The organism is Ensifer adhaerens (genome assembly GCF_020035535.1).
Lineage (GTDB): Bacteria > Pseudomonadota > Alphaproteobacteria > Rhizobiales > Rhizobiaceae > Ensifer.
Map to the genome: position 1 here is coordinate 1,994,803 of NZ_CP083350.1, position 22,755 is coordinate 2,017,557.

The window sequence follows — 22,755 nt, forward strand, 5'->3', positions numbered from 1 at the left end:
CCCCCTATAGCGATCGCCCACCATCCACTTGGATCGTATGCCCAGTGGAGTAAGTCAGCATTGTCGCACAGGCGAGAATCGCCATCGCGATATCTTTGGCGGTCGCGATTCGGCCAAGTGGCGTGGTCAGCGCGGCTCTTTCATTGAAGTCGCTACCGCGTCCAGGAACAAAGTGCGTGTCCACTACGCCGGGTGAAACGGCAAGGACTCGCACAGTTGGCGCCAGTGCGCGCGCCAAGCACTTCGTCATCACGTCGATTCCCGCCTTCGCCGCGCAATACGCGATCGAAGAGCCGACACCGGTGAATGCAGCGATCGATGACAGCGACACGATCAGGCCGTCCGCGGATGACTCCAATAGTCCGACGAACGTTCGGATTGCCGCAAACTGGCCGCGCCAGTTGACGGCGAACATCCGGTCGATGATTTCATCTGTAAGTCCATCGAGATTGGCGTGCGCTATCGGAACCGTGTAGCCGGCCGCGTTGACCAATACGTCCAACCGGCCGTACTTGCTTTCAATGTGGTCCCGCAGCTTCAAGAGAGAGGCTGTGTCGGTAACATCAGCTACAAAAGCGCGAGACCTGGAAGGTCCGAGTTCCGATAGGAGGTCGCAGGCCAGTTCAGTCTCACATTGGGATCCAAGATGGGTGAAGATTACGAACGCACCAGCCGCTGCGAAAAGACGCGCCGTGGAAGATCCGATCGCCCCCGCCCCACCGAGAATGAGAACAATCTTTCCATCGAGATCCTTGCGGACACGTCCTTGCAAAGTCCGAGTTTCGATATTCAAAATCGCGCTCCTCCTTGGTCTCTATTCGGCCGTCGGCTTTGCAGGTTCGCTTCCGGAAACTCCACGACCAACGCGGTTCCAATCGGTATCGTGCACCGGAGAGGATGGCTGCTCCTCAGCTTGTGAAAGGCGGGCATAGCGCCCGCGATCGCGAGGTCACTGACGGGTGCCTGTCGCAGGCGATAAGAACCTCCGAGGCATACATTTGAAGCCTGGCCGGTGCCTTTTCTCGATGTCGATATCATTCGCCATCCTCTCCTTGTCGAATGATAAGGCACCTTTATATCCGGTGCACTAAAAAAGGCAATATAGTAGGATGTCCGCATATGCCGGACGAAGAAACCACAAAAATGCACCCCCTTAAACATTGACAACGTCAACAGGATTTGAGTTGATGATCGTCAAAATTCGGCCCAAACATGTCGTTTGAGGATCGATGTCAAAATAAAAGGGGTCTGACGTGAAGCGAAATGGATTTCGGCCATCACCCACGAATCCGGATCTCATCGAGGTCCAGACAGTGCCGGAACGGCATTTTGATATGCCGTATGCACCAGCTATACGGGTGGATAGTCTTGGCGAATTGCTCTTTATCTCGGGCGCTACGCCGTCTCCGCTTTACCATCAGCACCCGCATGTGCTGACCGAGCACAATCACCCCGTGGATATTCGCGATCAAACGCGGTTGGCGATGGAAACCGTCAGGTCGATTCTCGACGACCAAGGACTGACGTGGACCGATATCGTAAAGGTGACGAAGTACCTTACAGACATGCGCGATCAGGACGGCATGGTTGAGGTGCTCAAGGAGTACTTTGGTGACTGGCGGCCTGCCAGTACGACGATCTGCATCAATCAGCTCTCGACGCAGGGAGCGCGCGTTGAACTCGACATGATCGCGGTCTTCCCGAAGAGCGCGAAGCACGCCGCTTGACAGCCTTGGACGGCCTGGAGCTGTCCGGCCGAAGCCTTGCGACGACGGTTCTGAGAGGCGGGAAGGCCTCGCTAGAAGATCAATGGAATCGCTGCGGCTGGAGTATGCGCCGCCGCAATCTGAATAGCCGATGATGGCTGCGCGTTGAGCGCCAAAAAGAACACAAAACATAAAAAGCGTCGCCGATGACGCTGGGAACAGAGGACTGACGCGAATGCTACGTGTCTTAGATCAGGTGGCGCCGACGCCATCCTGCGAGGACCAACCCGTGCCCAACGCAATTATGAAACTGCAGTCTGTCTCCAAGGCGTTTGGGGCGATTCAGGCGCTCGAAGGCGTTGATCTCGAGATTTACCCAGGAGAGGTTCATGTTCTGCTAGGCGAGAATGGGGCCGGAAAATCGACACTGATCAAGATGCTGGGCGGAATCCATAGTCCGGATTCCGGCAGCATACTCCTGGACGGGCAGCCAATTGTGTTCAAGCGGCCGGCGGATGCCCAGCGCGTCGGAATCAGCGTAATCCACCAGGAACTCGCGCTCGTGCCATATTTGTCGGTCGAGCAGAACATCGTCTTGGGCCGCGAACCCAAGTCCCGCCTATTCGGATCAGTGGACCGCAAGGCGCAGCGCGAATTCGCGGCGCAGGCGCTGAAGCTTGTGGGCTACGACGGAAATCCCAAAAGCAATGTTGTGAAGCTCAGCACTGGCCAGCAGCAACTCGTGGAAATAGCCAAGGCGTTGGCACATCGGTCACGGATCATCGTAATGGACGAACCCACTGCGTCCATCTCCGAACGGGACGCAGCGAATCTGCAGTCAATAATTTTGGAGCTCAAACGCAGCGGCGTCGCGATCGTCTTCATCTCGCACCGCATGCGGGAGGTGTTCGAACTCGCTGATCGAGTCACAGTGCTGAGGGACGGCCGGCACGTCGTAACAACGCTTCCTGGCTCGACGACCCCGGAACAGCTCATCAGGGCTATGGTTGGGCGGGACGTCGAAGCATTCTACAAGAGAGCGGCCCGCTTTACGCCAGGTGCAGCGATACTAGAGACGAGCAAGCTTTCCTCCTCCGCTGGCTTGGTCGAGGCCAGCATCACGGTCAGGGAAGGAGAAATCGTAGGCCTCGCCGGGTTGGTTGGGTCGGGGCGGACGGAATTCGCACGCGCGGTGTTTGGCGTCGACAGACGCACTGGTGGAAGCGTGCAGCTTCACGGCAAGCCTTTGCCGGAGAATCCGGTTCTGGCGGTCAAGGCTGGCGTAGCTTTCGTGCCTGAAAGCCGCAAGGAGCAGGGTTTGGCGATCGACAAGTCGATCAGCGACAATCTTACGCTTCCTGGCTTATGGAGCATATTCCCCAGCGGCCTGAGATCCCGCGGTAAGGCGCAGGACGTTGCAGATGGCATCGCCCGGCGCGTCCGCCTGGTCGCAAATTCCGTACGCCAGCCAGCAAGGACGCTGAGTGGCGGCAACCAGCAGAAGGTTGTGATTGGAAAATGGCTTCCTATCCCTGGAAAGCGCAGGCTGATCATCATCGATGAGCCCACCCGCGGCATCGATGTTGGTGCCAAAGCCGAAATCTTCGCGCTGATGGAAGGGTTGGCTGCCGAGGGCTGCGGCATTCTCATGATCAGCTCTGAATTGCCTGAAGTCATCGGGGTTTGCGACCGTGTCTACGTTTTCCAGAACGGTTGCGTGCGGGGCGAGCTTTCGGGCGCCGATCTCACTGAAGAACGCATTATGAAACTGGCGGTGCACGATGAAAATCAATCTTAAACTCAGCGGCGGGGCGTCGCCCGCCCTGTTTTCCGGCCTTCCTCACAAGGCGCTCGGCGCGATCGCGGTGCTATTCGTGTTGATGCCACTCTTCGGCGTGTTCGCCGATCGTTTCTTCACAGCGGGGAACTTTCTGAACATCGCCTTGCAGAGTTCGATTCTGTTGTTGATTGCGCTTCCAATGACCTTCGTAATCCTAACTGAAGGATTGGATCTTTCGCCCGGAGCCTTGCTCAGCCTGTGTGGCGTCGTGCTAGCGCTCTGCCTTGTCGGAGGAGTGGCTCTGCCCTTAGCGACTCTGGTCGCGATGTTTGTGGGGCTTGCCTTTGGAGTGTTCAACGGCGTCTGTGTGGCTGCTCTCGGCATGCCACCGTTCGTGGTAACTCTTGGGGCGCTCGGTATGGCGCAGGGCCTGGCTCTCGCCATCACGGACGGAAATGCAGTGTCCGGTCTTGGTCCGGAAGTTGAAGCGCTGAACAATGCTCAAATTCTTGGGCTCCCCCTTCTCATCGTGATCGCGATCGCAGCCTACGGCATCTTCCATTGGCTTCTGTATCACACCACGTTCGGCCGCTACGTCATTGCGGTCGGGGGTAACGCCGACGCGCTACGGCTCTCTGGGGTCAGGGTTCGTCTTGTTCATGGCGCAGTATACGCGATCTCCGGTCTGACCGCGGGCTTTGCTTCTCTCAGCATGATTGCGCGAACCAACGCAGGTCATCCGACGATTGCCCTCGGCATGGAGTTCGACGCCATCGCCGCGGTGGTTCTTGGAGGAACGTCCTTCGAGCGGGGGAATGGTTGGCTATTTGGAACGGTGCTCGGTGTCATCGCAATTGGGATACTGCGCAATGGCCTCAATCTGCTTGGCGTTGATACGTCACTCCAGCTTGTCTGCATCGGCATCCTGGTGCTGGCCGTGCTCCTCATCGAGCGTTTCGTCAGCGAAGGGAGAGGCTAAGATGTCGAAAGTCGCACTCAGCTCGCCTCGTCTGACCGGTGTCCGCCCGAAACACATGTCGCCAGAACTGGTCTCCTTGCTTGCTCGATTGATCGTGGTCCTCATCCTTTCGCTTGCGATCTCGCTCGTGAATGAAAACTTTCATTCTCTGAGCAACCTCACGAACGTTCTGAGGCAGGCGAGTCTGCTCTTCCTCGTCGCCTCGGGAGCGACGCTAGTTATCGTTGCTGGCGCCATCGATCTGTCCATCGGCGCAAATGTGACCTTGTCGGCCTGTGTCGCAGCTGGCGTGATGCACTCAACGGGATCGGCCGCTCTGGGCATAGCCACTGCACTCGCGATTGGTACGGCGGTGGGTCTCATTAATGGGGCGCTCGTTGCGTGGCTCAAACTTCCCTCGTTCCTGGTCACCTACGGAAGCCTATGGATTCTGTCCGGTTTGGCGCTGAACTACATGGGAGGCGTTCCGATCACAGGATTCCCTAAGGAGTTTCGGTATCTAGGCAGCGGGTTCCTGTTCGGGGTCCCAGTCCCGATTCTGATCATGTTCGGGGTGGTCGGTGTGGCTTCGTTTCTGATGCACCTGACAACGTTTGGTCAACAGATCTTCATGATGGGCGCAAACCGCGAGACGGCAGCCTTGTCGGGCGTTCCGGTGCAGCGGAATCTGCTGCTGGTCTTCGCACTGAGCGGGGTCTGCTCCGGCCTTGCCGCGATCGTCGCTCTTGGTCGCGTCAATTCGGCGGACCCGGGGATGGGCGATCCATTCTTGCTGCCCGCGATTGCAGCCATCCTCGTTGGGGGCGCGTCGCTGTCCGGAGGGACGGGCACAGTATTAGGGACCGTCTTGGGCGCCCTTCTCCTAACGATCGTATTGAACGCGATGAACCTGCTGACCATCAGTTCGGCATGGCAACCCTTCGCAACCGGTGCCGTCCTCGTCGCAGCGATGCTGGCGGACACCGCAATGAATCGGCGTCGCCGCTAACGGCGCTGTTTGTCGCGCAAGCGAACTTCTACCAAAGCAACCAGAGGGAACACTAAAATGAAAATTAGCACTGCATCCATCGTTCTTACCGCTCTGCTCGGATCGACGGCAGTGGCCCAGAGTGCCGAAATCGCGGTATTCACCAAAAACAAGGTCGACCCGTTCTTCGAAGAGGCGAGAGTGGGCGCGGATGTCGCCGCCAAGTCGCTGGGCTACCAGACTGTCCAGTACGCTCCGACCCGCCCGAACAATTTCCAGGAGCAGATCGCCCAGGTCGAGGACGCGATCACAAGAAAGCCCGCCGGAATGGTGTTCGTCCCGGTCGATATCAAGGGTCTGAAGCCCTCGGTCGACAAGGTGCGCGCAGGCGGGATCCCGATCGTCAACTTCATCGACGCAGGCGACGGAAATTTCAACTCCTACGTCGTCTACAACGACCACCGCCTCGGAGCGGAGGTCACTAAGATCCTCGCTGAAAAGCTCGGCGGCAAGGGTACGGTGGTAATCATCGAAGGCGTCAAAGGATCCGCGACGAGCGACAACCGCACAGCTGGCGCATTGGAAACTCTGAAGGCCTATCCCGATATGAAGGTCCTTGCGATCCAGGCCGCAAACTATCAGCGGCTTCAGGCCCTTCAAGTTATGGAGAACCTGATCCAGCAGTTCCCGGAAATTGATGGCATTATTGCCGCATCCGACAATATGGCACTTGGCGCGCTTGAGGCCATGGAATCGGCAGGCCGCGATGCTCCGCAGGTGGTCGGCATGGACGGTACGGTCGACGGGGTAAATGCCGTCTCCGACGGTAGGATGCTGGCGAGCGTTGAGTTTTCCGGCTTCCAGATGGGATGCACCGCGGTTGAGTTTATCGATCGCATTGCAAAGGGCGAAAAAGTCCCGGATCGCGTGGAACTTACCGCCGCAATGATCACCAAAGACAATGCAAGCGAATTTGGGCAGCCGCTCGAAAAGCGAGTTTGCAAGTCGATGAAGGCGCTGGGTCTCTAAGCAGCTTGAAGACGTTCCGGACAGCGCGCTGTCCGGAACGGCAACCATTGGACTGGGAGATTACAATGCGGTTTAAAGGACGAACGGCGATCGTCACGGGAGGCGCTCGGGGTTTCGGCGCGGCCATCTGTAGGCGCCTGGCTGATGAGGGCGCCAAGGTATATGTCGCAGATTTGCAGAGCAGCGATGATGCCCGATTGGCCTTTCTGCACTTGGACGTTTCGAAGGAAGGCGACTGGCGTGCTGCCGTGTCGGCGATCGATCAAGAAAGCGATGGGATCGATATCCTCGTCAATAATGCCGGGATAAACGTGTATCCGGCAGCTCACGAGATAGAGTTGGACGATTGGAGCCGCGCGATTGCGGTCAACCAAACCGGAGTGATGCTGGGGCTGCGCCACGTCCTTCCTTTGATGCTGCGCAAAGGGCGCGGATCAATTGTGAATGTATGTTCCACGCTGGGCACCGTAGCCGTCGCCGGAGCCGTTGCGTACCATGCAACGAAGGGCGCCGTATCCCAAATGACTCGGAATGCCGCCATCACCTATGCCGCCCAGGGCATCCGAGTGAACGAAGTATTGCCCGGGATATCGGATACCGACCTGGTCCGCGCCCAGGCAAAGGAGTTCACCGATGCCGGCTTGTCTAGAACGCCCATGGCGCGGCTCGGGAAACCTGAGGAGATCGCGGCAGCAGTTGTGTTCCTAGCCTCGGATGAGGCTTCGTTCATCACCGGCGCAAGCCTTGCGGTCGACGGCGGATATCTTGCGCAATAGCCCGGCCGACGGGTTCAGCATTGGTCATGGAGGATAAAATGGGATTTGAAGACCGCAACATTTTCGTATGCATCAGCCAGTACACGAAGCCGCTGGCCGAGGTGGATCCGCATTTGCCCGCGCATATCGCCTGGTTGAAGGAGCAGGACCGCGCGGGGAGGACTGTCGTCACTGGGCGGCAGGTACCTGGTACCGGTGGTATCTGCATTATGGCGGCGCATTCTCGCGACGAGATGTTGGAGATACTTGCCACCGATCCCTTCCAGGTTCACGGCTGTGCGTCGTACTGGATCTTCGAACTCGAGCCCAACCCTGTTCCTGATCGTGGGCGGCTCATGGACCTCTTTTTTGGAGCGGCTTTCGCTGCGGGCAACGGCGCAACCGTAATCAATTGAGCCGGCGCAACATATCGTTCGGCACAGTTACTCGGCTTCTTTATTGAAGAAGCCGCGCAGGCCGGAAGGAGTTGGTCCTCTCCTTTCGGCCTGAAGGAGAGCGCACCGGATCAACGCTCGGGACCTTAGAAAACGTGCAGCGTTTGCGGAGATGTTCGGAAACTCTTTCGGATGAAACGCCCTGTCGCGAGATCCGTGATAGCCGTATTGATGAAGACTCTTCTCGTGCTTCATGGCTTTGAGAACCGGGGTTTCCAGGCTGATATGTCGCTGCTCTAGCCCCGCTTTAACATCTTTCTCTACTCGTGCGACAATCACTGTTCCGTCCCCCACGCTCGTCAGCCAGATGCGATGCAATAGGCCTTGAAAAGCTGAGATAATTCCCGCTGACTTCCGTTTGGCATCGATCGCGATGCTGCAACCTTGCGTTTGAGGACGCACCGGTTATATTAGTGGTATGGTGGACAGGAAAAGACGTACCAAAGAAGATTTCCGGCTCCGCGACACGCGGCTGTGCTTTACGCTTCCAGCGACCTTGGGCGATCGTGGCAGCGAACAACCCTACGAGCGCCTCAAGACCCCGGACGATCTCGGTAGGTGGTGTGTTGAAATAGGCCTGTTCGACCATCCGCCAGCCGCTGACGAGCAAAAACTGTCCAAGGCGATCGCCCTGAGAGAGGCCATTCAAAGGGTAGGTGAGGCGATTGCACGCAGAACACCGCCGACGGCGCGTGATGTGGCCCAAATCAATGTAGCAGCCTCCGTAGATGTCGCTCCACAGCTATCAGACGATGCGGCTGCAATACGTTGGGTCGCTGGCGGGATCGAGGGGGCGTTGTCGCATGTCGCACGGGATGCGATCGACCTTTACGCAGGCAAGTTACGCCAACGCATACGGATCTGCGAGAACGTCGAATGCGCAGGCTTGTTTGTCGACGAGTCACGTCCAGGCAAGCGGCGCTGGTGTTCGATGACGACCTGTGGCGACCAAGCCAAGAAGGCCCGGATTCGGCTCCGCAAGATCGGCTGATAGCGGCGGCGCGACGCAGTGTCCGTTCCCCCAAGAAACTGTGTCCTTGTTTGTCCGGCTACCGAATGGCTGCGCATTATTTATACTGACCTTCAATAGGAGACGTCGACTGGATCGGCGTCCGGGAACGCATTTTGCGGCAGTTCCATGAACTGCTTTGATTGACCTACAGGGAGGTGCAGTTGCGAACAAGCGCTCTTGAAGGGCTATGAAGCCCGCAAACCTCCGTATCGATGTGATAACGACTTTTATCGCAATCGTCGAAGCGGGAAGCATGCGTGAGGCGGGCAGAAGGCTCGGTGTATCCAAGTCGGTCGTAAGTCAACGCCTTAGTGCACTCGAGGCCGCTCTGAATGTGAGTCTGCTCAGTCGCTCGACGCGCCAGCAAGCGCTGACAGACAGCGGCAAGTATTTTTTCGACCGTTGTCAGAAGATCGTCGAGGAGTTCCAGCTAGCAGCGGAGGAGGTGAGTGATCGCCAGGATGAGTTCTCGGGGACAATTCGCGTCGCGGCTCCGGTGAGTTTCGCTCAACTTCACCTCACGGGCGTTTTCTCCAAATTCTTGCAGGACAATCCGCTCATCGACCTGCAGGTCGAATTTGATGACAAGATGCATGATCTGGTGGGTGACTCTTTCGACATGGCGATCCGGATCGGGAGACTGAAAAATTCGGCTCTCATCGTTCGACGTTTCGGTCTCAGCAATCGTGTGGTTGTGTGTTCGCCGCGGTACATCGAAGAAAACGGCAAGCCGGATACGATCGAAAGTCTAGAAAACCACTACGCTGTCAGCTACGCGAACATCACTCCACAGTCGGAATGGATCTTTCGTAGAGGCCAGGAGCTGAAGAGCGTCACGCCAAAAAGCCGGATGCGCGTGAATAGCGGCGATATCCAGTTGGCTGCGGTTAAAGACGGCATCGCAATTGCGGCGCTGCCGCTTTTCATTGTCCATAAGGCGATCGCAGCAGGCGAAATCGAGGTTGTGAATTTCGATTGGCAACTCGTGCCCGACGACCTTTGCATCATCTATCCCCAGAACCGGTTTTTGGCGCGCAAGGTTCGTGCCTTGTCAGCAGCAGTCATCGCCCATGTCGGGAACCCGCCATATTGGGAGAAATGCCTTAGTGCAGAACAACAGGAGAATCTAAAATCATGAACCAAATGATCATAAGCGGCGTCAACAGCCAGACATTCGTGTGCTCGAACTTAGGGCGGATCGAGCACTTCTATACGGTAGTGCTTGGACTTCGTGTGCTCAAGCGCACCGTCAGTCATCTCGATGGCCGACTCCCGGTGATTACGTTCGGGTTCAATAGCCACGCCGAAGAACTTCCTAGAACTCAGACGGTCACGTACCTCGAGTGGAACCCGATTTTCTACATGATGCCGAAGGAAGGCTTCACGGATCCCGCGCTGGTGGCGGATGCGGTTTCGAACCCGCGCGTTGGCGATGCAAAGGGGCGCTGGGGCGCCGGCACTAACCACCATCTCGCGCTTCATGTTCCAAACCGAAATGGTCTCCTGAAGTGGAAGCGGCGGCTCACCGACTTGGGCATCCATGTTACCGGTCCCTATAACCGCAACTACTTCCATGCGATCTATCTGCGGGATCCGGACGGAGCGATCATCGAAATCGCCACTTCGGAACCGGGCTTCGGTCACGACGAAACCATTCTCGGCTCGGAATTCAAGCCTCAGCCGGAAGAGAATCTCGTTGGCGGACGTAGCGAACTGCACGTAGCTTCGGAAACTTGGCCGGCACCCGTGCCGCTCATCACCGACGATTACGCGCTTCGAGGTTTTCATCACATTACATCCATTTCCAGCAATGCCGAAAGGACTGAGAAGTTCTTCGTCGAGACTGTTGGATTGCGTCTCATCAAGAAGACGGACTACCTCGATGAAAAGGGTGGTACGCACTACTACTACGCTTGCGATGAAGATCTTTCACCCGGTTCGGTGATCACATTCTTTGGCTTGCCCAACTATGTGCCGGGCCGCTTGGGCACCGGGCTGTCGCACCACTTTACGCTGGAAGTCGAAAACGAACCGGCGCTCGCCGACCATCGTGAGCGCCTGCGGCGCGCGGGCGTGGACGTCTCCGGTATCCAGGATGCCATCTACAACAAAATCTTCCATTTCCGCGATCCGGACGGTCATATCTGTGCTGTTTCGACCCCCAGCAATTTTACGATCGATGAAGATCGTGAGGACTTGGGGCAATCACTCTGCCTGCCAGAGTCGCTGGAGCCCAACCGTGCAAAGATCGAACGGCACCTCGCTTTCCGTCCGGCGCCGACTCCGGTTCTGGAGGCTTGATCCGGTGGAGGGCGCCCGCACGCTCTCCACAATCAAGCTGGCGTGATTGCGCCCTGCGATTGAGATGTCCATTGCCAAACGGCGACGGATTTCTCTGTCCTTATCTCTGGCCCATTGACGTCCAAAGCCATCACGGAGGGATCGAGTCGATCCCTCCGTCCAACCTCAGTGTCCTCGCAGAGGGCGCTCGAGCAAGCAGTACCGACCCTCTCAAGCGCTTTTGCAAGGACTGTATCACACATGAGTGAGCTTAAATGCCTGCCACAAGAGTCCGTGATTTGGGGAAAAGCCATTATTGCGGAAGCGGTAACCCGGCTCTCCGGCCACGGCGTGAACCGACCGATTGTCTTCACAGCCGAACCGTTGGTGCCGCTCTATGAAAAACACATACAGCCTTTTCTGAAAGATGTCGCTGGGCTCACTACCGCTCTACCGGCACACGTGCCGGATTTTGCCGTCGAAGCCGCGCTGGACGCAGCAATCGCTGCAGGCGCCAAGTCGATCGTTGCGCTTGGTGGCGGCTCAGTTTTGGATGCCGCGAAGGCGGTTTCACACTTCCATCATCAGCGCACGGGTGAGTTCCTACCGATCGCAGCATTCCCGACTACTCTTTCGGGGTCCGAATTCTCCCACTACTTCGGTGTCACTGAAACGAGCGGTCCGCAGAAGTTCAAGCGAAGCTATGCGGTAAGCGAAACGACGCCGCGTGTCGTTGTGATCGATCCCGTTCTCGTCGAAGGTACGCCCCGCGCACTTCTTCTTTCGTCTGCTATCAAAGGCCTTGATCACGCAGTTGAAGGCATGCGCAAAGTCGAAAGTGATCACCCTCACGCGATCCTGGCGGCGAGCGGGGCAGAGCGGTTCCTGTCCGTATTGGAACGATGGCCGTCGGGTCTCGAGACCGTGGAGGGACTCCGATCGGGCAAAGTCGACCATGACGACCTGCTCCAACTGCAACTCGCCGCATGGCAGTGCTATTTCTATCCGGCCTCGGTCATCTACGGCTTGAGCCATAGAATTGGGCACATTCTTGGCGGTACCTATGGTGTGCCGCATAGCATGACCTCGTGTATCACGCTGGCGCCTGTCATCCGGGCCTGCGCTGACTTCTATGGACGAAAGTTGACGGTATTCTCTCCTGAGAGCGGCACCATCTTAGCGGCCGAGGTTCTCGCCAACCGAATAGAGAATGTAGTTCGCAGGCTTGAGCTTCCAAACAGGATCGGTGCTTTCAATCTGTCACCTGAGGAGCTGCCAGCTGTCGCAGCGCTTCTTGAAAGCAATTATCCCAACGAAGTGGCAGACCTGGGTGAAAATGCTTCCGACAAACTGGCAACCCTACTTGGGAGCATCTGGTGAAAGCTTCTCCGAATGGTATGTCGGCATCGCCCCTCGGTATTCGGGCGGCGCTCGATATGTTGGGTGATGGCGAGATCACGCCCGTGGATCTGGTGCGCAACGCAATTGACCGCGCACAGCTCGTGAATCCGCGCGTTAACGCCTTCGCTGCCGTCGCTGGCGAGCGAGCACTCCGCGATGCGGTGGACAGCGGAGTACGATGGGATGAGGACCGCGCGCGCCCCCTCGAAGGCATTCCGATTGCGGTCAAGGACCTATTCGATACCGACGATATGGAGGCCTCTTATGGTTCTGCCGCATACAAGAATCATTTTCCGAGCGCGGATGCAGAGCTCGTCCGTCAGCTTCGGCACCAAGGCGCGATAATCGTCGGAAAAACGACCACGCACGAGTTTGCGTGGGGTGTCACTACGGCCAGCACGCATTTCGGCGATACCTGCAATCCGGTCGACGAGGCCCGCATTCCAGGCGGGTCCAGTGGCGGCGCCGCCGCTGCCATCGCTTCGGGTGTTGTAGCCGCTGGGCTCGGAACTGACACCGGTGGTTCTGTACGGATTCCGGCGGCGCTGTGTGGCACAGTTGGCTACAAGCCGACGTTTGGAAGGCTTTCGACTTCCGGCATCTTTCCCTTCTCACCCTCGCTCGATCACGCGGGTATCCTAGGCGCAACTGTTGATGACGTGATGCTGCTCGCCAGTGCGCTTGGAATCGATAGCCCTGCAACGCCGCAAGGACGCAAAACCAAGCTTGGAGTACTGAGGTCGATTCCGCCAGTTCCACTGGACGCGGCGGTGACGGAGGCCTTCCATGCTGGGGTCATTTCGATTGCGAATGCCTACGACACCGTCGAGATCGATCATGCCGGGACCTTTGAAGGGGTATTCGCCGCGTTCGCTGGAATTGTGCTCACTGAAGGCAGCGTGGGCCACTACATGCGCAACAGCAAGGAGAAGATCGAGGCGGATTACGAGCCCGAGACGCGCGAGCGGATCGAACGCGCGCGAAACGTTTGCATCAGTGACTACTTTGACCACCAAGACTTCCGACGGTCGTTCACGAAACGACTAGACGACTTCATGGACAAGATCGATTTTCTTGTGCTTCCAACTACTCCGTGCGTCGCTCCCCTCCGCGGGCAGGAATCCGTGCAGATCGGAAGCTGGAGCGGAACAGTGCGCGAAGCGCTGATGACTTATGCGGCGCCATTCAACATGGCTGGATTTCCGGCCATATCCATTCCGCTGGCGGTCCCTCCCGGTGCCTTGCCATGTGGCTTGCAGATCGTAGGACGCCGCGGGCAAGATGCTGCGCTTCTTCGTTTAGCCGCAGACATTTCGAGTGTTATGGTCGCTGTTGGCAAGAAGATTTAGGCTTTATGCGGCGGCGCGGCGTTGTCGCGACGTGACAGGTGAGTGGTGGAGCGCCTTCCGCCACTCACCTTTGCCAGACGCCGCTACGCGCGGCTGGGCGAGCGATTACCTCCACAAAAAAAGATCCCCGCACTCGGCGGGGCAAGGTGCCCACGGCTCGGATGGGGAAGTTCGGAAACGAGGAAGGCGCAAGGCGGAAATGCGGAAATCTTCAATCGAACGCTTCGGAATTTGAGGGTGTCAGCTCGATCCCCGGGTCCCACTCAGCTTTAAATGCATCCTCTCTAGCAGCAGATCGGATTGCCCAGCGTGCCGAACCGTGGCTTCAAGATGCCACCAGTAGCTTTTCGGATACGAAGCGCCGAATGCCCTGCATTGTCCACTATCGTGGGGACATCAAATGCCATCAGCTTGCCGTGACGCTTAATCATACGACCGTCGACAATGACCGTATCGACATTCGCTGGTGTCGCCGCCTGAACTACTGCGGTTTCGATGTTGGTCACGGGCGCCATGTTGAGATCCTTGGAGCGGAGAAGGATTATGTCGGCTCGTTTTCCAGGCGTTATAGAGCCCGTGATATCTCCTAGCCCCAATGCAACCGCACCATTGATGGTGGCCATCTTTATGACGTCACAGAACCCGAGCGGGTTCGTCGCCGAGAAGCCCAAATTCCAGGTGAACCGCATATTTTCAAACATGTTCGGCGGAGAAACTGAGGTCGCATCCGACGAGAGCGAAATCAGAACATTCGCGTCCTTCGCCGCAAGAAGAGCGCGCCGAGGATCCCCGGGCATACCGAATTTCATTTCTGAGTGCGTCGCAAAACTCAGTGGGGTATTTGTTCTGGCTAGGGCCGCGCGGTCCCTGTCTGTCGCCGCCAAGTAGTGGCAGAAGAGAAAGTTCGGGCCCAGATAGCCTCGGCTTTCGTAGTCCTCCGCGTCGTCGAGATTTGGCTCGTCCTGGCTGGCGTGGATACAGACCGGCAATCCCGTCTCAAGGATAGTCTCCATTTCCTTATGAAACACGTCAGCATTGCTCTGAACCATCGCCCTGAGGTTCACGCCAAGATGGACCAGTCCGTCAAACTGCGTGCGATCATCGAACCATTCGGATTTCACGCGAGGGAGATCGGTGAAATCGTTGACGACGTCGATCGGCAGTTGGTCAGGGGGACCGAGAGAATATCGAGCTCTTAGCAAGGAATTCCTGTGCGCACGCAGCTCCGCGTCCACGTGCGCTGGCGATCGATTATTGTGAGACCAATTGTTGACCGTCGTGACGCCGTTATTTGCAAGCTCAGCAAGGCCGAGCATCACACTGTTGTAGAAGTCTTCGGCGCTGTAATGTTCGGCGGTCGCCCATTTCGCCTGGAAGTACCCAAATCCGTCGTCGCAAATAAAGCTTCGGCCCAGTGAGCTCCACATGTGATAGTGGGTGTCGATTAGACCGGGCATGACGATCATGTCGGTGGCGTCGACGATCTCTGCAGAGTCACTACTGAGGGCGCTTCCCACGTCCACAATGGCTCCGTCACGTATCAAGACGTCGCCCAAGGGCAGCGTGCCGATGGTGGGGTCGACCGTGATGATTGCCCCGCCTTTGATGAGGTATTCTCCGCGCGCGCTGTCCCAAGCCATCGTGCATCCCCCTTACCGTTCCAGCGGGGATGAAGGTAAATCTACTCACCGTACTGGCGCAAAGTATTTGTGCGTTATAAAAACTTTGTTCGTATAACGCACAAACTCTAGGTGAGTTGGCGGTGAGGCGCAGACCGGCGCGGTCGATCTTCAGCACGTTGACTGCACGGTCACGTGGTCAACAGGGCATTGGCATCGCTTCCCCACAGGATTCGCGATCGCCAAGGGTTGTTGATGGCAAGGATTCGCTACGTGAAGCACTTCTCCACTCGCCGATGGTTCCGCTTAAGGGATATTTTCGGCGAGCCTGGATGCGACGGAATCTGTGCGGGCGTCTCGAATCCCCTAAAACCTCGTCGGCTATTCTTGCAATTTGGCGCGCGGCAGTAGGATTACGACCGCACCGTTTTGCTGCATACAAACCTCGAGAAATGGCCCGCGATGAAGGAGGAAAGGGAAAAGTCGTAAGGTCCTTTACGGTCGACGCATCAGGATTCCTGTGCACTTTGAAGAAAGTCGAAGTCGCAACCCTCGTCCGCCTGCAGTACGTGATTTCGGTAGAGCATATCGTATCCTCGAAGCGCCGGAGTCTTTTCTATCGTCGGCTCAGCCCGCCGGGCCTCCAGTTCCTCATCGGAGACGAGGAGGCGTATCGAGTGATCTCTTACACTCAGCGAGATAGCGTCCCCATTACGGATCAAACCGATCGGACCACCGGAAGCAGAATCCGGCGCGACATGCAGAACGATCGTTCCGTACGCGGTTCCACTCATGCGCGCATCCGAGATGCGCACCATGTCCTTGACGCCCGCACGTGCGAGCTTGGTCGGGATCGGGATATAGCCTGCCTCCGGCATGGCGGCGTCGCTGAGCGGACCGGCGTTCTGGAGGACAAGGAAGTCATCTGGAGTCACGTCGAGGTCGGGATCGTCGATGCGAGCTGCAAGATCCTGCAACGAGGTGAAGACGACAGCGCGGCCCGTTCTTTCGAAGAGGTTCGGGTCAGCGGCCGAGCGTTTGATGATCGCGCCGCGCGGCGCCACGTTCCCGAATAACGCAAGAAGCCCGCCGTTATCACGGATGGGACGATCGAACGGCTTTACGACGTTGCGATCAACCCAGGGGTCTGCGGCCTCGATGCGGTCGCCAATGGTTTCGCCGGTGATCGTTTCGCAGTCGAGATGGAGGAGATGCTTCAATTCCCGCATGACGGCAGGGATGCCACCGGCCGCGTGGAGGTCTTCCATGTAAGCGATGCCGGTCGGCTTGAGGTCGACGAGCACGGGTGTCGTATCGCTAATCTCGTTCATTCGCTTGAGATCAATCTTCAGCCCGAGGCGGCCTGCGATGGCGGCGAGATGGATGATGGCGTTGGTGGAACCGCCGATCGCCATCAGGATGCGCACGCCGTTTTCGAGTGCTTTTTCCGTGATGATCTTCTTGGGCGTCTTGTCCGTGCCGATCAGTGATACGGCAATACGGCCGGTTTCCTCAGCCATGCGTAGGCGATCCGCGTCGACCGCGGGAATTGCCGCGGAGCCAGCCGGCATCATGCCGATGGCTTCGGCAAGCGAAGCCATGGTGCTGGCGGTTCCCATCACCGCGCAAGTGCCGCTGGTGGACGCGAGCCGCTTTTCGACTTCGTCGATGCCCTTGTCATCGACGTCGCCCGCGCGATAGCGCTGCCAGAAGCGGCGGCAGTCGGTGCATGCCCCGAGCCGTTCACCGCGATGGCGGCTGGTCGACATGGGGCCGGCAACGAGCTGAATCGACGGGAGGCCGGCGGAGGCAGCGCCCATAAGCTGTGCGGGAACGGTCTTATCGCAGCCGCCGAGCAGGACCACTGAGTCCATTGGTTGTGCGCGGGTCATTTCCTCAACGTCCATGGACATGAGGTTGCGGAACTTGAGGCTGGTCGGACTGAGGAATACTTCGCCGAGCGAGATCGTTGGGAACTCGATGGGGAGGGCGCCGGCGGCGAGGACGCCGCGCTTCACCGCTTCGATCATTTCCGGGAAGTGCCGGTGACAGTTGTTGAAGCCGCTCGCCGAGTGGGCGATGCCGACGATAGGCCTGTCGAGCATCTGGCGGCTATAGCCCATCGAACTAGCGAAGGAGCGGCGCAGGTACATGCTGAAGCCCCGGTCTCCATAATTGGTTAGACCGCGTGCAAAACCCTTGTCCTTGCCGGAGTTGTTCTTGTCGTCACACATGGCGTCCTCCTCACACGACCCGCGTCTTGATGTACTTGGCTTCGAGATAGTCGAATATCCCGAGCTGGCCGCCCTCACGGCCCATGCCGCTCTCCTTGATCCCGCCAAAGGGGATCTCTGCTGCGGCAAGTAGCATGTCATTGACACCGACCATGCCAACTTCGAGCGCTTCTGCCGCCTTGTTCGCGCCTTCAAGTGAGCGCGAGAAGACGTAGCCGGCAAGGCCGAAGGGTACGTCGTTGGCGCGCTTGATAGCGTCGTCAAACTCGCAAAAGCGCGCGATCGGTGCTACGGGGCCGAACGGCTCTTCCCTCATGATTAGCGCATCGTCCGGAACGTCTCCGAGAACTGTCGGGCGATAGAAGAAGCCCCGGTTGCGATCGACCGGGATCTCCCCACCTGCAAGCAGGGTTGCCCCTCTGGTCAAGGCATCGGAAACCATTCCGACGATGCGTTCGCGGCCACGGGCATTCGCCATCGGCCCCATCTCGACGCCGTTGTCGCTGCCACGACCGATCCTGAGCCCGTTGGCTATATCCGCCATCGTGCGGGCGAAGGGTTCGTAGAGAGACTCGTGCACATAGAAACGGCTCGGCGAGATGCACACCTGGCCCGCATTCCGAAACTTTGCGCGGGCACAGGCTGTTGCGGCTGCTACCGGATCGGCATCCTCCAGCACCAGCACTGGCGCATGACCGCCAAGCTCCATCGACACCTTTTTCACCGTGTCGGCGCACTGCTTGAGGATCAGCTTGCCGACGGGGACCGAGCCGGTGAGCGAGACCTTCCTTATTACCGGCGAAGCGATCAGGTGGGCGGAAATCTCGGAGGACTTCCCGCTGACTACATTGAGGACGCCGTCTGGCAGACCTGCCCTAATCGCAGCAGCGGCGATGTGGAAAGTGCTGGAGGGTGCCTCTTCTGAGGGTTTGATGACGACGGGGCAGCCGGCCGCGAGCGAGGCGGCGATCTTGCGGGCCGGAAGCAGGGCCGGGAAATTCCAGGCGGTGAAGGCTGCGACCGGACCGACCGGATCAAAGCGGACGTTCAGACGCACATCGGGGTGGCGCCCATCGAGGACGTGACCGAAGATGCGGCGCGACTCATCGGCAAACCAGTCGAACTGATCGATGGCGGCATTCCACTCGCCTGCCGCTTCCGCAATGGGCTTACCTGTTTCGGCTGACATGTCGCGCACTGCGTCTTCGGAGAGGGCACGCATTTCCGTGGCGATACGGCGCAGAAAAACGCTGCGCTCCCATCCCGAAACCTTGGCCCAACGGGGCGCCTCTCGGGCGAGGACGGTCAAAACATCATTGAGGTCGGCGGCCCCCGCCGAGGGTAGATGGCCGATGACGTTTTCATCGACGGGGTCGATGACCGGGCGGGTCTGCCCGGTACGCGAGGCGCGCCACTGGCCGTCGATCAACAGTCCGAATTGTTCATACATGGTCGTCCTCTCAGATCAGGGTGCGAGCATATTGGCGCTGGACGTCGTCTACCCAGTTGCCGACGTTCCATTGACCATAGGCACCGAGGCCGACGGCGGGGTCCTCGCCGAAATAAACGGGGACGTGGATGAGGCTGAGGCCGGACCAGGCATGCGCCTCTTCGAGCGCGGCCACCAGGCTCTCCTCGTCCTCGCCGCCGGAAAGTGCGCGAACGCCGCTCACCGCAGCGGCAAGCCTCACGTAATCGACGGCAACACCGTCATTGGTGCGGAACTCGCGACCATATTGCGAGTGCTGCAGGTGGCTGATGGCGGCCATACGTCGGTTGTCAAGAAGCAGAATCGTGCCGTGCACGCCATGTTCGACGCCGTCAATCAGTACCTGCGGGTTCATCATGAACGAACCGTCACCGGTGAAGGCGATGCCATGGCGCCCGTTGTCGGCGATCCCAGCGGCAAGCAGCGCACTGACTGCAAATCCCATGTAGGACGCGCCGGTCTCTGTGAAGGTTTCGAAGGGCGCCTGGTCCTCGACGATCTGGAAACCGTTAGCCTGGACGTCGCCTGCATCGAAGAACTTCAACGAGCCGTGCCGGCGGCAGAAGTCGGCGGCAACCCGGATGACGCGGGGTTGAGTGAGCACCGGTTTCTGCCAGACGGGATCAAAGAGCGGCGGCGAGGAGGCCTGTCGGGCAAGGAAATTGTCCCACTCCGCGCGTTTTGCACGACCGGCCTCCAGCCAGGCCGCCTTGCCTGGATCGGGCCCGTGCGCCCCCAGCATCTCGGCTAGTCGGTCGGCGACGATGGAGGCATCTCCAGTCAGCGCGATTGTGTTGTTGTAGTGTTGTACGTCGATGGGGTCGGCATTGATGTTGACGACATGACGCGCCTTCGGCCAGCCGATGCCTGAGCAATCCGCCTGGCAGACAGCGCGGCTGCCAATGACGATGAGGAGCTCGGCCTCGTTCATCGCCCAGTTGCCGCTGATCGATCCCTTGGAGCCACCGACGCACATGTTCTGTGGATGATTGGACGGCAGGACGCCGCTGGCGCCGGGGCTGGAGATGACGAGCGCGCCCGCCGCTTCGGCCAGTTTCCGGACGGCCCTCGAGGCCGTGCGGCTGCCGCCGCCAAGCTTGATCGCAACCTTGGCCGAGGCGCGAATTGCATCCGCCGCGGCCCGAAGCGGACTGTCGTCAGCAGGCGCGAGAGCGGGGAAGACGGGCCGGTCGGGCAAGGCGTCGAGCCGTAGCGTCACCGGGGCGGGCTGAGTGTTGAGTGGCAGGTTCATGTAGAAGGGGCCGGGGCGCCACGGGTGGAAAACGCAGGTCGCGCCTTTGCGTAGTCCATCCCGCAGCGCGCCCGGAGTATGCAGCGTATAGGCGCTTCCCATAAGGGAGGTAATTTGGGCAAAAACGCCCTGTGCCGGTTTCGGCACCTGCTGCATATTGTAACCTTCGCCCTGTGTCGTCTCGTCCCCGTAAAGGTGATAGAGACCGACGCCGTTGGACGCAGCGGCGAGTGACGCGGCCATGGCCTGGAAGGCGCCCGGACCGATGGAGGTGACAACGGCGCCGACCTCGCCGTAGACCCAGGACAGGGCCGTTCCGGCATGCGCCATCTCCACTTCGTTGCGGAACTGCCAGCAGCGCACCAGCCCCTGCGCTTCATATGCGTCGAGGACATCGGCAAGCGCAGTGCTGCCATGACCGAAGATCGCGAGATATTTAGTCACACCCTGTCGCATCAGGCCGAGAACCAGTGCCTCGACCAGCGGCATTGTCACGGGCGTGCTGAGGCGTTCCGCGTCTATTGCGGCCTTTAGTCCGCCAGCGGCGCTGAGCCAGGCAGCGCGATCGGCAGCGGTATGCGTGGGGCCGTCGGGAAACGGAAGAATGGTCATGCCGACCTCCCCTTTCTGAGGTCCACGGGACGGCCGATGCGCGCGGATTCCTCGGCGGCGAGCGCGAAGCGCAGGATTTCACGGGCCTGGCGGGCGGTGAGCACGGGGGGCCCGCCGCTTCCGATCGCGTCGATGTAGTGCCGGGTCGAGAGTACGAAGCTTTGCTCCCAGCCCGTTGCAATGTCGCGGAACTCCGTCAGCTTGCCGTCGTTATAGAGTACGACCGGCGGAACATCGGCCAGCCGTCCATGGCCGCCGTTAATCCAGATGACACCCTTGGTGCCTGTGATCTCAACGCGGTCGTCCTGCGCATAGTGGCGTGTCGCCAGTTCCATCTCGGGCGAATAGACGATCTCGAGATTACCGATACGGTTGCCCGGAAAGCGGAAGGAAATCTGCGACTGGGCGTCGAAGCGGATGCCGCCGGGGCCCTCGGTATCGCCGATGAAGGCATGGACTTCGTCAGGTTCGCCCATGAAATGCCAGGCAAGCGCGAATTTGTGATGGCCGTCGTCGAAGACCAGCGGCCCGCCGCCGGCTTGATCTTGCTTCTGCCGCCAGGCATTCGCGGTGGCAGGCACGTCCCAGGCGGTGGCACTACGCGCGGGATTGGACTTGATGCGTATCGAAAGCGGCTCGCCGATTGCACCTTGGTCGATCAGGTCGCGAGCCTTCAGTACCGGCGGATAGAAGATGAAATTTTCGAAGACTTTGACTGGTCGATCATAGGTCTCGGCGGCGGCGACGAGCTGGTCGGCTTCTTCCAGCGAAACGCACATCGGCTTCTGCAGCGAGATGATCTTGCCCGCATCCATCGCCTTGAGCGCGGCGCCGAGGTGGAGATGGTGCGGCAGCAGGATTTCTACCAGGTCGACGTCAGGCCTTGCCAGGACGGCATCGAGATCGGTCTCGATGGCCACACGATCGATACCCCATTGCTTCGCCTTGGTTGCGGCCAGTTCCGGCTCGCGGTCGCAAAGCGCGACGATGCGGCTTGCCGGGTTCTGGAGATATTCGATCGCATGGAGATCGGAAATGCGACCGGTGCCAATAACGGCGACCCTAATCGGGCTGATGCTCATGCAAGAGGCCTTTCTCTAATGGGGGCATGGAAACGGATGTAATGATATGGCCGAGTTCGGCGAGGCGCTCGTCGGTCACGCGGACGGAGGGACCGGAAACGCCGACGGCGGCGATCATGCGGCCGTGATCATCGGAGATGGGACGCGCAACGCAGCGGATGCCGTGAGCGAACTCCTCATTATCGATCGAATAGCCGCGGGCGCGGGTGCGGGTGATTTCGTCATCGAGCGCGCGGCGTGTGGTCAGCGTACGGGGAGTGAACGACGGGAAGGGGCCATCGACATGGGCATCGCCGAATGCCAGGAACGCCTTGCCGAGCGCCGTGCAATGGAGCGGTGCCAGGGCGCCGATCGGATGATCGACCTTAAGCGGCAGCGAGGAATCGATCTTATCAATATACCAGACGCGACTCCCGACGAGCACCGCCATATGGGCGCATTCGCCTGTCTCGGCGACGAAACGCTCCAGCACAGGACGCCAGGCCTCCTTCACGGAGACTATGTCGATCAGCGAATGGCGGCTTGCAGTGTGCCGGGCGATCTTATCGGTCGGCTGGTAGCGGCGTGCCGAATCCTGGGTCGCATAACCGGCGGCGACCAAGGTCTTCATCAGGTGCGATGCGTTAGATTTATCCACGCCCAGCGCCTCGGCGACATCAGTCAGCCGGGCAGGCTCCCGGCTTGCTGCAAGGAAATCGAGGGCTTCGAGGCCACGTGTGAGAGATTGCAAAAGGCGCATCGGTAAAAACTCCTT

Annotated in this window: 19 protein-coding genes; 12 read left to right on the top strand and 7 right to left on the bottom strand. The window is 59.0% G+C overall.

The features are described from left to right. Positions 1–4: 4 nt before the first annotated feature. The gene (locus LAC81_RS29385; RefSeq protein WP_223728197.1) at positions 5–793 is read right to left on the bottom strand and encodes an SDR family NAD(P)-dependent oxidoreductase; all 789 of its coding nucleotides are present in this window, start codon (positions 791–793) and stop codon (positions 5–7) included. Between the two features lie 460 nt (positions 794–1,253). On the opposite strand from LAC81_RS29385, the gene LAC81_RS29390 reads away from it, so the two are divergent. The 12 genes from LAC81_RS29390 to LAC81_RS29445 all read left to right on the top strand — a co-directional run bounded on the left by LAC81_RS29390 (position 1,254) and on the right by LAC81_RS29445 (position 13,713). After that, positions 1,254–1,727, top strand: coding sequence for a RidA family protein (locus tag LAC81_RS29390; protein ID WP_223728198.1), 474 nt, complete (start codon positions 1,254–1,256; stop codon positions 1,725–1,727). 268 nt (positions 1,728–1,995) lie between these two features. Continuing rightward, positions 1,996–3,504, top strand: coding sequence for a sugar ABC transporter ATP-binding protein (locus tag LAC81_RS29395; RefSeq protein WP_328717458.1), 1,509 nt, complete (start codon positions 1,996–1,998; stop codon positions 3,502–3,504). After that, positions 3,488–4,465, top strand: coding sequence for an ABC transporter permease (locus LAC81_RS29400; RefSeq protein ID WP_223728199.1), 978 nt, complete (start codon positions 3,488–3,490; stop codon positions 4,463–4,465). Before LAC81_RS29395 ends, LAC81_RS29400 begins: the two co-directional genes overlap by 17 nt. A gap of 1 nt (position 4,466) precedes the next feature. Next, positions 4,467–5,453, top strand: coding sequence for an ABC transporter permease (locus tag LAC81_RS29405; RefSeq protein ID WP_223728200.1), 987 nt, complete (start codon positions 4,467–4,469; stop codon positions 5,451–5,453). A 9-nt stretch (positions 5,454–5,462) separates the two neighbouring features. Then, the gene (locus LAC81_RS29410; protein ID WP_223728201.1) at positions 5,463–6,461 is read left to right on the top strand and encodes a sugar ABC transporter substrate-binding protein; all 999 of its coding nucleotides are present in this window, start codon (positions 5,463–5,465) and stop codon (positions 6,459–6,461) included. A 65-nt stretch (positions 6,462–6,526) separates the two neighbouring features. Then, positions 6,527–7,237, top strand: coding sequence for an SDR family NAD(P)-dependent oxidoreductase (locus LAC81_RS29415; RefSeq protein WP_223728202.1), 711 nt, complete (start codon positions 6,527–6,529; stop codon positions 7,235–7,237). Between the two features lie 38 nt (positions 7,238–7,275). Then, a complete protein-coding gene (locus LAC81_RS29420; protein ID WP_223728203.1) occupies positions 7,276–7,632 on the top strand; it encodes a YciI family protein in 357 nt (118 codons plus the stop codon). 457 nt (positions 7,633–8,089) lie between these two features. Then, positions 8,090–8,662, top strand: a complete 573-nt coding sequence (locus LAC81_RS29425; protein ID WP_223728204.1) for a CGNR zinc finger domain-containing protein — start codon at positions 8,090–8,092, stop codon at positions 8,660–8,662. A gap of 208 nt (positions 8,663–8,870) precedes the next feature. Further along, entirely contained in the window at positions 8,871–9,821 is a 951-nt protein-coding gene (locus LAC81_RS29430) for a LysR family transcriptional regulator (protein WP_223728205.1), read from the top strand. After that, positions 9,818–10,984 carry a VOC family protein gene (locus LAC81_RS29435; protein ID WP_223728206.1) on the top strand — a complete coding sequence of 389 codons (1,167 nt, stop codon included), beginning with the start codon at positions 9,818–9,820 and terminating at the stop codon, positions 10,982–10,984. Before LAC81_RS29430 ends, LAC81_RS29435 begins: the two co-directional genes overlap by 4 nt. Positions 10,985–11,224: 240 nt before the next feature. After that, entirely contained in the window at positions 11,225–12,343 is a 1,119-nt protein-coding gene (locus tag LAC81_RS29440) for an iron-containing alcohol dehydrogenase (RefSeq protein WP_223728207.1), read from the top strand. Next, on the top strand, positions 12,340–13,713 hold the full coding sequence (locus LAC81_RS29445; protein WP_223728208.1) for an amidase: 1,374 nt from the start codon (positions 12,340–12,342) through the stop codon (positions 13,711–13,713). The genes LAC81_RS29440 and LAC81_RS29445 overlap by 4 nt, the downstream gene beginning before the upstream one ends. A 284-nt stretch (positions 13,714–13,997) precedes the next feature. On the opposite strand, the gene LAC81_RS29450 is transcribed toward LAC81_RS29445, so the two are convergent. The 6 genes from LAC81_RS29450 to LAC81_RS29475 form a co-directional block, all read right to left on the bottom strand. Further along, positions 13,998–15,353 carry an amidohydrolase family protein gene (locus LAC81_RS29450; RefSeq protein ID WP_223728209.1) on the bottom strand — a complete coding sequence of 452 codons (1,356 nt, stop codon included), beginning with the start codon at positions 15,351–15,353 and terminating at the stop codon, positions 13,998–14,000. Between the two features lie 488 nt (positions 15,354–15,841). After that, positions 15,842–17,566 (bottom strand): dihydroxy-acid dehydratase, encoded by a 1,725-nt coding sequence (locus LAC81_RS29455; protein WP_223728210.1) that lies wholly within the window; start codon positions 17,564–17,566, stop codon positions 15,842–15,844. A 10-nt stretch (positions 17,567–17,576) separates the two neighbouring features. Beyond that, positions 17,577–19,016, bottom strand: a complete 1,440-nt coding sequence (locus LAC81_RS29460) for an NAD-dependent succinate-semialdehyde dehydrogenase (RefSeq protein ID WP_223728211.1) — start codon at positions 19,014–19,016, stop codon at positions 17,577–17,579. A 10-nt stretch (positions 19,017–19,026) separates the two neighbouring features. After that, a complete protein-coding gene (locus tag LAC81_RS29465; RefSeq protein ID WP_223728212.1) occupies positions 19,027–20,919 on the bottom strand; it encodes a thiamine pyrophosphate-dependent enzyme in 1,893 nt (630 codons plus the stop codon). Continuing rightward, positions 20,916–22,001: a Gfo/Idh/MocA family protein gene (locus tag LAC81_RS29470; protein WP_223728213.1), complete on the bottom strand. Its 1,086-nt coding sequence runs from the start codon at positions 21,999–22,001 to the stop codon at positions 20,916–20,918. Before LAC81_RS29470 ends, LAC81_RS29465 begins: the two co-directional genes overlap by 4 nt. Continuing rightward, the gene (locus LAC81_RS29475; RefSeq protein WP_223728214.1) at positions 21,982–22,740 is read right to left on the bottom strand and encodes an IclR family transcriptional regulator; all 759 of its coding nucleotides are present in this window, start codon (positions 22,738–22,740) and stop codon (positions 21,982–21,984) included. The genes LAC81_RS29470 and LAC81_RS29475 overlap by 20 nt, the downstream gene beginning before the upstream one ends. Between the last annotated feature and the right edge of the window lie 15 nt (positions 22,741–22,755).